Raw genomic sequence first — 10,768 nt, 5'->3', positions numbered from 1 at the left:
AGCGTAGGCTTGGGCGGCATATCCTTTTCTCGGATAAGGCTTTGCAGAAGCTCCTTTGCCCTGCCGATAATGCTGCGGAACAAGGTAGGCAGCCAGCCCTTTTCTTTAATGGACTGACTTGCCTTTTGGTGGATTTCCTCTTTCTTGATTTCCAGTATCTTTGTTTCCTCAATCCCCGATAACAATGCCATATCCGCCGTCCTGTTCCATTCCTGCCTTGCGGCTTTGGGATTGTTCTTACCGATTTTCTTGGTAGGAAGATAAACGCTGTTCTTATCAAATACCTTTAACTGCTGTTCGGGATCAGCAATATGGCGATTGATAAGGTCAGTGTAAATCTCTTTTACCTCCCGAAGAAAAGGCTCGCTTTTGAATTTATCATCTTTCACGGTAAAGAGGTGGCTTTCGTAAACCTCGCCCTTTTTAATGACGGTGCAGCCTTTTCGTATCTGTCCGTCCTCCCCTGTGATTTCTTTCTTGGTGCGTACCCTTTTGCCTGTTTCATCATAGAACACGCTGCGTGTGGCTATCTTGATGTCAGGTTCAGGAAGCAGCTTTCTTTCGCTGAAGATAAGGTGGATATGATAGTTTGTCTTGCGTTTGTTGTGGTGGAGGGCTGACACGCACTCTACACCATACCGCCTGTGGAACTCCTCCGTAAAATCTTCAAGGACTTCCTGCGGCTCGTATTTTGTATATACTTCGGGCAGGGCGATAATCAATTCCCTTGCTTCAATACATTTGCCCTCCGTACCGCTTCGCTTAAATTCCTGCTGGCTTTCCCTTGCAAGGTTACTCCAAAATTCATTGTCGGCGGTGCGGTAGGTGGCATAGAGATTTTCCTGTCTTGCGTGGCTTGTGATATAGGATATTCTTCCCTTGACATTGGGTAGCTTTGACATCTGTATAAAACTGTGTCTTGCCATATACTCCTTCCTCCCGTGACGGGCATACTCTTTTTGCAACCGAGAAATCGGTTGCTGCTGTTTCGGCAGCGTAAGCAGACGGACAGCGAAGAAAACAGCGTGCTGTTTTCTTCTGTATCATAGCGGCGGTGCATTGTCCGAAGCTGTGATACATAGCCCCCTGCAAGGGCGAAATACCCAGAGTACAACTCGAAGATTTGTGCGAGGGGTGTATTTCGCTCTCAAACGCCGAGGGCTTTAAGAACGGTCAATCTACTCGGCGGACATCATTCTGATTGAGAAGATTTCTGCCTTGATTGACCGTCATAAAACGCTCCAGCGTGTCCCTTCGGATAATGGTCTTGCGCCCTACCTTTAAGACAGGCAGCTTGCCCCAGTCCACCAATTTCCGCATGGTGTTCCTGCCGATACCCGTACATTCGGCGGCTTCCTCGATGGTCATACCTATTTTAACTGCGTTCATTATCTCATCCTCCTTTTGAAATACTTGTTTTGCAACTGTACAATCCTAATTATACTTATTTTGCAATCTCGTGTCAACCTGTTTTGCAACTGTTTAGGAATTTTTTTTAATATTTATCCCGTTTCAGGGTTGCAATTTGCATTTTGATGTGCTATAATGATACTCGTCAGGAGGTGAAAACCTTGAAAAAAGAAATTGAATTCACCGCAAAACAAGTCGGTGAACGGGTAAAAGAGCGCCGAACAGAACTAAACCTTACCATGCCTGAGCTTGGAAAGCGTATCGGCGTAAACAAATCCACCATTCAGCGGTATGAAGCAGACGGCGTTGACCCGAAGCGTACTATGATTATCAACGGTCTTGCCGATGCGCTGCTTACCACTCCCGAATGGCTGACAGGGCTTTCCGAGGAAAAGGAATATGATGCCCGCACGCTCTGCCAAAAGGACATTGAGGAGCATATCAAAAAGTACCTTGATACGGTTTCCTCCACGGTCAGCGGAGAGCCGCACCAGCAGCTTCTTACCACCTTCCTCGGCAAGATGATTGACCTGTACTCGGTGCTGTGCCACTACTTTGCCAACGCTATGGCGGAGGTTGACCGTGTGGCGGAGGACGAGGGCTTGAAGCAGTCGATTATGCGGTATGCGATTGAGGTGGGCGCAATCGAAGAACGGGTCTACCGCAAAGAAATGGAAATACCTATCGAAGATATGAAGCGTTTTTTAGACGGAATTTTACATATCTACGATGAGGGACGCACCAAAGTATCTATGGGCGACCTCTTCGGGATAGTGACGGAAGCCGAAAACAGGCTTGCCGAAAAAGAAAATTCCGTGGCACCTTGACAAAAAAATATGCCGATTGAAACCAACCGGCAAAAGTGACATTCTTTACTTTACGCACACCATATGTCACAGTCCCGATTGCCACGGATAGAAAGGAGTTTTTATCTATGGCAAAAGGTTCTGTAAGAAAGAAAGGCAAAAAGTGGTACTACCGCTTCTATATCGAAGATGAAAGCGGCAATCTGGTACAGCGTGAATTCGTGGGAACAGAAAGCAAATCCGAAACGGAAGCCCTGCTCCGCAAGGCGATGGAGGACTACGAGGAAAAGAAATTCGTTGCAAAGTCTGAAAACGCCACGGTGGGAATGCTGCTGGATATGTGGGTGGAGGAAGAACTAAAGCCCGGCAGTCTCAGCAACGGTACGGTAATGGCATATCAGGGTACGGTAAACCGTATCAAGCAGCACCCTATCGGCAGCCGAAAGCTGAAAACCGTCACCGCCGACCATTTGCAGGCGTATATGGATTTTCTCAGCTTCGGCGGGACAAATCCCGACGGTACAACGGCAAAGGCACTTAGCAAAGGGTATCTGCGTTTGTTCTCGGCAGTCCTGCAAGGAGCGTTCCACTTTGCGGTATTCCCCAAACGGCTGATTACCTTCAACCCGATGCAGTATGTGGTATGGCGGGGCAAAAAAGAGGACTATGACCTGTTTTCGGACGAGGACGGCAATACCGATTCCACACCCACGCTCAGCCATGAGCAATATCTGAAGCTGGAGGAATTTCTGAAAAAGAAAGATAACCCCGCTTTACTGCCCATTCAGATTGCCTACTACACGGGGCTTCGCATCGGCGAAGTCTGCGGCTTGACTTGGCAGGATGTCAACCTTGACAAGCAGTACCTTACGGTGCGCCGCAGTATGCGCTACAACGGGGCAAGGCATAAAACCGAGATAGGAGCGACCAAACGGAAGAAAGTCCGTACCGTGGACTTCTGCGACACGCTGGCGGCGATCCTCAAAGCGGCGAAAACCGAACAGCACAAAAACCGCCTCCAGTATGGCGGGCTTTACCACCTCAACTACTACACCGAGGTGAAGGAAAAAGACCGTACTTACTACGAGGTTTACAGCCTGCCGAGGACAGATGAAATCCCAGAGGGGTACAAGGAAATATCCTTTGTCTGCCTCAGACCTGACGGCGCATACGAATCACCGAGTACGGTAGGGATTATGTGCAGGACGGCAAGCAGAAAGGTCGAGGGCTTGGAGGGCTTTCATTTCCACCAACTTCGTCACACATTCACGAGCAATCTGCTCTCAAACGGGGCAGCGCCGAAGGATGTGCAGGAGCTTCTCGGACATGCCGATGTCAGTACCACAATGAATATTTACGCTCACGCTACAAGGGAAGCGAAGCGTACTTCCGCAAGACTGCTGGATAAGGTGGTCGGCGGAGAGTAAAAAACTTTCCCTTGTTTCGGCTCGTAAGGGCAAAAACAAGGGAAAATACATAAGGTTGGAACACAAGATAGGCGAAATGCCTTGAAAATACAGCGTTTTCAGAGGGTTTAACAGATAAATCGGAATTTGTCAGTCCAAAATCAGGACGCCTGCGCAATCGGACATTTGCGTAAATGAAAGGTCTGGAAAATCTTTTCTCAGTTCCTCAACGACAAAGTAGATTTCATCATTATCCCATGTGTCTCCTGCCTTCAATTTACACTGTTCTAAATCCTTTCGTGTTTCAAAGGCAACATCGCCGATTATAATTTTACCGTTTTCTTTTAAGTAGTTACGCAAGTCTAAAAGGAAGTCGCTCTTTTGCGCATCCGTCAAATGATGCAGAGAGTATGTCGCAACAATATAATCATAACGAAAGTTACGCAATGGTTCGACAAGCCCTTTTGAAAAGTCCCCTTGATATAAATGCGCATTTGGCATTTTCTCAGATGCCAACGCAATCATTCTTGATGAAAAGTCCTGCCCATAAATGGAACAGCCTCGCTCGTATAGTTTTGCCGTTAATGTGCCTGTTCCGAATCCAATATCCAGCACAACGGCATTTTCAGCTCTCATTATGGTCTGAAAAATGAACCCAAGTACCTTTTTATAACCAGCAAAAGGGTATGTGTTTTCCTCATCAGAAATGCCGACAGTTTTGTCATAGCCATCAGCCCAAAGGTCGAACTCTATGTTGTTTAGCATACTTACTTCCTCCATAACTTCCGATTTCTTAATCTCATTATATCACACACCTGGCACATTTTCCAGTGCGCGTATCACAGTGGCAATGCAGATATCCTGTATTACCACTGTGACTTTTCTTTTTACCTGCGTAAGACATCCCCCGTGCTTACAAGTTTTTTGAAAATTAAATAGTCCGGAACCGGTACATTCCGGCTTCGCCAAGCGACTATCCGCCTGATCGGCAGCCGGAACCATGAGTAATAGTATGCGGGTGGCCCCTGCATTTCTCCATGAAGCGCAGCTGGGACAATGATACGCCCGTAACTCGCGGCCCGGCCATAAGGAAGGCGGCGAGATGAAATATCTGTGGACCTGTTCGCCGCAGGCACTGGTGGACATTAAAATCTCAATATTTGAATAGGAAAAGCCAAAATGGCAATAATTACTTACGAAAGAAAGGAGCAGACAGATGAATGAGTTTACAGATTCCAATGCGGAACGTTCTTCACTCAGAGAGATAAAGAATGTGGTAATCGACACGTCAATTCCTCGCAGGGAGAGAATACGGGACTATGTTGCTCAAATCGGCAATCCATACTGTTATTTAGACGATGGTATTGTAGTGGAAATCGGTTATACAGATACTGAAATAAGCCTGCAAGACAGGCTTTTAGCTTACGCAAACAGTATGGATCGCACATCAGGAAAATTGTGGTAGCGTGTGCGATTTCATTGACAAATGCACATTCTTAATGCATAATTAAAATGGTCAATGAGGATGGACGGTCATCCATCCGGACAGGCACCGGAAACAAATTTCCTGAAATACGCAGGAGGTTTGTTATGGCGCTTTATTTTGACGGGCAAACAACGCTCGATTCGGAACAATATGATGCTATTGCATACTATCGTCTGTCAAAGGATGACGGTGCAAAGCGTGAAAGTGACAGTATTGCGAATCAGCGCAAGCTGATTCGCTCATTTCTTCAAAATAACCCCAATATTCATTTGATTGAAGAAGCACAGGATGACGGCTATACCGGGACGAACTTTGACCGCCCTGGTTTTCGTTGTGTGCTAAATGCAATACAATCAAAAAGAGTAAATTGCGTTATTGTTAAAGATCTTTCCAGACTGGGGAGAGAGTATATTGAAACGGGAAAGTATCTTGAAATGATCTTCCCGTCTTTTGGTGTACGCTTTATTGCCATCAATGATGATGTAGACAGTGAAAACAGTCGTGCCGGTGACGATATCATTATTCCGGTAAAAAATATAATGAATGAGGCCTATTGCCGCGAGTTATCAAAGAAATTGCGAAAGCAGTTTCAGATTCAGCGTGGCAATGGCGAGTTTTTGGGTGCCTTTGCCAACTATGGGTACTGTAAATCTCCCGATGATAAGCATAAGCTTGTTGTGGACGATTATGCAGCCGAGGTTGTCAGGGGCATTTTTTCATTGAAATTTCAAGGATATAATCAGCAAGCGATAGCAGATTTCCTGAATAACGAAAAGGTTCTTTCGCCGGCGGACTATAAAAAAAGCCAGGGACTGAAGTACAAAACAGGCTTCAGGACCTCATCTGAATCGCATTGGTCTGCTGTGTCAGTCAGCAGGATACTGACAAATCCGATTTACACGGGAAAACTGATTCAAGGCAAACGTGGAACGCCGAATTATAAAATCAAAACGATGAGGATGCGTGAAGAAAAGGATTGGGTTGTCGTAGAGAATAACCATGATCCGATTATTGACCCTCTGACCTTTATGATTGTGCAGCGTATGCTGGAACGGGATACCCGTACAGCGCCTCAAAACGATATCGTATATCCACTGTCCGGCATGGTATTCTGTGCTGATTGTAAGGCCTCTATGCTGCGCAGGACAGTGAGACGCGGGAATAAAACATTCCGTTATTATGTTTGCTCAGCCAACAAAAGAGGAAACGGCTGCAGCAGCCATAGCTTTGAACAGAGCAAATTAGAGCAGACTGTTTTACGTGCGATTACCAAACAGATTGATATCATTTTAGACACCGATGAGCTGCTGAATGCAATGGGAAAAAGCAAAATTGAAAATGCCCATATCAGGCGCTTGGATCTGGCGATTGTCCAGAAAAACAGCGAACTCGACCGGTACTGCAATTTTCGCATGAAATTATACGAGGCCCTCAACGACGATTTAATCGATCGGGATGAATATGAGAAAATGCGGAACAAATATACCGGTATGATCGAGGAAACTGAGAATATAATCCGACAGTTATCTGCCGACAGAGAGAAATCGCTGACAAATACCACGCCTCGGGATTGGATGGCATCTATTGCAAAATTCAAGGGCATTACAGCGCTTTCAAGAGAGGCTGTCATTACCCTTGTCGATAGAATCTATGTTTATGAGGATAAGCATATCCGAATTGATTTTAATTTCAGGAATGAACTGGCGTATTATAAGGAAATTCTTCAGCAGAAGGAGGTGGGCTGAAATGGCGCGAAAAAGTCGGGCAAATAACGCTCTGATAATATCCGACACAAAAAATAAGATGTGGAATGCCGGACTTTACGGTCGTCTTTCCGTAGAAGATGGAGATGACACGGAGCAAAACTCAATCGGCAACCAAAAGAAAATCGGCAATCGTTTTCTTGCCGACAAGCCGGACATTGTGCTTGTTGACACATACTCAGACCATGGCTGCACGGGAATGAATTTTGAACGTCCTGACTTCAAGAGAATGTTTGAGGATATAAAATCCGGCAGGATCAACTGCATCATTGTGAAGGATATTTCCAGATTGGGACGCCATTTTGTAATGACGAGCAATTTTGTTGAACGCATATTTCCGGAAATGGGGGTGCGGCTGATTTGTGTGAACGACGGGTATGATAGTTCCGAACCGAACGCCGACTCGTCGGCCTTGACGCTTCCGCTGAAAATGGTGATGAATGACTACTATGTCAAGGATATCTCCAAAAAAATCCGATCGTCTATACATGCCAAAATGGACAGCGGTGAATACCTGCCGTCTGCAGGCAGCATTCCATACGGATACATCAGAGATCCGGAAAACAACACATTTCAGGTCGACGAGGAGACAGCCCCGGTTGTTTTGCGGATTTTTCTAATGCGGGCTGACAGAGTCAGCTTTAACGGTATATGCCGTGAATTGAATTCAGAAGGGATTCCATGCCCTGGTAAAATTCGCTATGAACGTGGTGTGACCATGGCGGAAAAGTATAAGGACGCATTGTGGATACCAGGTACTGTGCGAAAAATCACCCAGGACGCAGCATATATCGGCTGCCGCGTTCACGGTAAGGCAATGCGGAGCAAGGTTGGCCTCGATAAAAAACGGCGTCCGGAGGATGAGTGGAAAATCATTGAAAATGCACATCCGGCGCTTGTGCCTGAAAAATTATTTGAATATGTTCAGAGGGTAAACTTCGAGGAACGTGAAAAGCGAAAGCATTATGTTCAACGGAATAGTGCAGAAGAAGATTACAGAGATTTGTTCCGGGGATTGGTTTATTGCGCGGATTGTCGCAGCCTCATGTCAGCCAGCAAAGGCTGCGCACGGGTTGGTGCAAATACCCCGAGCCGCATTTTTTATGATTGCAACACCTATCGGTATTCTGGGCACACACGCTGTACAAGCCACTATGTCAGGCAGGAACAGATTTATGCTGTGGTCAAGAATGCGATCGATCAGCAAACAAAGGTGGCTGTTGATATTGAGCAGCTTGTTGCAAGTATCAAGAATTCTCCAGAAACCAAGCGGGTTTTTGCAGAAGCGGCAGAAACCGCTGAAGGCATATCTGCGAAGCGGCAAAAGGTAGAGAATAGAATGGAACGGCTTCTTACCGATTTAACCGAGCAAATGATTGATCGGAATGAGTATGGGTATATGAAGGCAAGGTATTCTCAGCAGTTGAAGGAGCTTTTGGATGCGGAAGAAGCGGCAGCAGCCAGAAGGAATGCAGTGCAGAAAAAAATAACTGTTACGCAGGAATGGATAGGTAATATGAAGGAGTATCAATCCCTGCCGGCTCTTACGCCGGAAATCCTGAGACTGCTTATAAAGGAGATTCAGGTTCATAGCAACCGGAGCATCACCATTGTTTTCAATTTCAGTGATCCGTATAAGTCGATTACCGAGCTGCGGAATTGTGTGGAGGAGGTGCGTCAGGTTGGATGAGCGAATGGATATTTCGTATTTGAGATTATCAAAGGAAGACGGCGATGTCGAAGACGGCAGCATAGATGAAAGCTGCAGCATTCAGTCGCAGCGCACATGTATCAAACAGTATCTGCATCGCAATGGGTTCTCAGTTGATCGTCTTTCGGAAATCATAGATGACGGCTACAGCGGGACAACGATGAATCGTCCCGGGATGAATCGTCTGATAAAGTTGGTCGAATCCGAAAAAGTGCGGACGATTATTGTGCGTGATTTTTCTCGATTTGCTCGCAGCTATTTGGAAGCCGGGCATTATCTTGAATTTATTTTTCCGGTTTACAATGTCCGATTTATATCCATAAACGATCAGTTTGATAGTTTGGAGCTCGGAGAATCGACCGGCGGACTTGAACTGGCAATACGCAACCTGATCAACCAAATGTACTCCAAAGATATTTCAAGGAAAATCAAAAGTGCTGTTGATCTGAAAAAGCTGAGCGGTGAATTTGTTTACGGAACGGCTCCTTATGGCTATAAGAAGGGTGAAGTGCGAAACACCATTGTGGTTGACAAACCGGCTGCACAGATAGTCAGGCAGATATTTGAATGGGCTGCAGGAGGGATTACCGTAACAGGTATCGCGCAAAGGCTGAATGCAGCATCAATACCGACGCCATCCGTATACCTTGCCGATATCAGAGGAAAATATAAAGCTCGTTCCTCATGGAGCTATGAATCGGTTCGGAATATACTATCCAATCGCATTTACACCGGGGATACCGTGCCGTTTAAGTCACATGTTGTGCGTGTCGGCAGCGATCATGTAAAGCAGGTGCCGCCAGAACTGCAGCAGGTTATCCCAAATACGCACGAGGCGATTGTCAGTCGGGAACAGTATGATCAGGCTTTAACTGTTATAAAATCAGTAAAAAAGAGCCGAAGCGCACGGTCAAATAACCCATTCACTTCATTGCTCATATGCGGCTGCTGCGGAAACCGACTAAGCAAGGGAAAGGAAAAAAACAAAACATGGCTGTGCTCTATGCACCGTTACAATCCAAAAACGGATTGCAAAAGCGTGCGCATAAATAACGATCAGCTTGAGCAGATTGCTTTACGAGCCATCGCAACACAGTGCAGCCTTTTGGATGCGAAAGTACAAACGATCAAAAGAGAGAGCAATTCCGCAAAATCCAGCGATCAGATACTCCGGAGTGAATGCCAATCGTTACACAGACAAATAGACCGTATTCAAGCGGATAAGATGGCGCTCTACGAGCGGTACGCTTGCGGAAAGATTACGAAGGAAGAATATACCTTGGAAAAGAACTCGCTGTCCGCACGAGAGGAAGAACGCAAGGCACAGTATGTCATGGCGGAGCAAAAGCAGGCATTGCTGAAAGAAAAAATCCGCATGAGTACCGACCAAATTTTAGCTGTCGAAAAGATTGCCCCGTATCAGGGACTGATAAAACTGACACCGGAGCTTGCAAAGGAACTTATTAAAAGGATTATCGTTCGACCGGACAAAAGCATCCGTATCGAGTGGAATTTCTCGGACGAGCTTTCCGGATTCGTGGGATTCCCCGAAATCCGCTTTGAAGAGCAAGCCATATAAAAGATATTTCAAAAAAATGTTGTCCCTATCTTGACACAGCCATGAGCGGCAGTCCCATTATCCAGAACGGTAAATTTGTAGGCGCTGTAACGCATGTTCTGGTGAACGACCCCACTCAGGGCTATGGCATTCTTCTGGAGCACATGCTGGAGGCGGCGGGCTGAAGAAATGACAGGGGCGTGAATCGCCCCTGTCATTTCAGCTTGTCAAAAAAGGACGGCGCCCGTTGCAAATCCGTTGGGGCTGCGGTATACTTGAATCAAAAATCCGGATACACTTTCGCCGGCGGAAATTCGGCTGTGCCGGGGCCTGCTGGCGGAGGGCGGCGCAGGCCGGTGACATTTTTGTCACAGACGGAAGCGAAGCGGCCTGGTATACTGGACCCGATAAGGAGGGAGCACAGATGCACAGAATACTGCTGGCGGAGGATGACGACGCCATTGTCCGTCTGCTGACGGATTTTTTGCGGGAGGAGGGCTTCGCCGTGACGGCGGCGGCAGGGGAGCGCTCCGCCCGGGAGGCCCTGGAACGGGAGCGGTTTGACCTGGCTCTGGTGGACTTGCAGCTGGCGGACGGCTCCGGCTTCGGCGTGTGCGCCCCCGCCCGG

11 protein-coding genes are annotated in these 10,768 nt (G+C 46.9%); 8 read left to right on the top strand and 3 right to left on the bottom strand.

What is annotated here, in order from left to right; translation table 11 throughout:
• Together QZ135_RS23090 and QZ135_RS23085 are read right to left on the bottom strand one after the other, a co-directional pair.
• Nucleotides 1-926, bottom strand: a 926-nt coding sequence (locus QZ135_RS23090) for a MobA/MobL family protein (RefSeq protein WP_294615160.1), incomplete at its 3' end; no start/stop codon positions are given.
• Between the two features lie 247 nt (nucleotides 927-1,173).
• The gene (locus QZ135_RS23085) at nucleotides 1,174-1,389 is read right to left on the bottom strand and encodes a helix-turn-helix domain-containing protein (protein WP_022445065.1); all 216 of its coding nucleotides are present in this window, start codon (nucleotides 1,387-1,389) and stop codon (nucleotides 1,174-1,176) included.
• A gap of 260 nt (nucleotides 1,390-1,649) precedes the next feature.
• On the opposite strand from QZ135_RS23085, the gene QZ135_RS23080 reads away from it, so the two are divergent.
• Both QZ135_RS23080 and QZ135_RS23075 read left to right on the top strand, forming a co-directional pair.
• Entirely contained in the window at nucleotides 1,650-2,237 is a 588-nt protein-coding gene (locus QZ135_RS23080; RefSeq protein ID WP_294615157.1) for a helix-turn-helix transcriptional regulator, read from the top strand.
• A gap of 107 nt (nucleotides 2,238-2,344) precedes the next feature.
• Nucleotides 2,345-3,643 (top strand): tyrosine-type recombinase/integrase, encoded by a 1,299-nt coding sequence (locus QZ135_RS23075; RefSeq protein ID WP_177308295.1) that lies wholly within the window; start codon nucleotides 2,345-2,347, stop codon nucleotides 3,641-3,643.
• Nucleotides 3,644-3,772: 129 nt separating this feature from the next.
• Here QZ135_RS23075 and QZ135_RS23070 read toward each other — a convergent pair whose 3' ends face one another.
• Nucleotides 3,773-4,402: a class I SAM-dependent methyltransferase gene (locus tag QZ135_RS23070; RefSeq protein WP_294615152.1), complete on the bottom strand. Its 630-nt coding sequence runs from the start codon at nucleotides 4,400-4,402 to the stop codon at nucleotides 3,773-3,775.
• Between the two features lie 436 nt (nucleotides 4,403-4,838).
• Between QZ135_RS23070 and QZ135_RS23065 the strand changes: the two genes are divergently transcribed.
• From QZ135_RS23065 to QZ135_RS23045, 6 genes are all read left to right on the top strand, one after another.
• Nucleotides 4,839-5,087, top strand: a complete 249-nt coding sequence (locus tag QZ135_RS23065; protein WP_294615150.1) for a DUF6870 family protein — start codon at nucleotides 4,839-4,841, stop codon at nucleotides 5,085-5,087.
• A 47-nt stretch (nucleotides 5,088-5,134) separates the two neighbouring features.
• Nucleotides 5,135-6,853 (top strand): recombinase family protein, encoded by a 1,719-nt coding sequence (locus QZ135_RS23060; protein ID WP_294615146.1) that lies wholly within the window; start codon nucleotides 5,135-5,137, stop codon nucleotides 6,851-6,853.
• A 58-nt stretch (nucleotides 6,854-6,911) separates the two neighbouring features.
• Entirely contained in the window at nucleotides 6,912-8,561 is a 1,650-nt protein-coding gene (locus QZ135_RS23055) for a recombinase family protein (RefSeq protein WP_294615143.1), read from the top strand.
• Between the two features lie 4 nt (nucleotides 8,562-8,565).
• A complete protein-coding gene (locus tag QZ135_RS23050) occupies nucleotides 8,566-10,161 on the top strand; it encodes a recombinase family protein (protein ID WP_294615140.1) in 1,596 nt (531 codons plus the stop codon).
• Between the two features lie 41 nt (nucleotides 10,162-10,202).
• Nucleotides 10,203-10,325 (top strand): SpoIVB peptidase S55 domain-containing protein, encoded by a 123-nt coding sequence (locus tag QZ135_RS25000; protein WP_365979351.1) that lies wholly within the window; start codon nucleotides 10,203-10,205, stop codon nucleotides 10,323-10,325.
• 239 nt (nucleotides 10,326-10,564) lie between these two features.
• Nucleotides 10,565-10,768: response regulator (locus QZ135_RS23045; protein WP_294615136.1), on the top strand; the 204-nt coding region annotated here is incomplete at its 3' end.

It is taken from the genome of uncultured Bacteroides sp., assembly GCF_905207245.1.
GTDB lineage: Bacteria > Bacteroidota > Bacteroidia > Bacteroidales > Bacteroidaceae > Bacteroides.
This window is presented reverse-complemented; position numbering and strand designations above follow the sequence as displayed.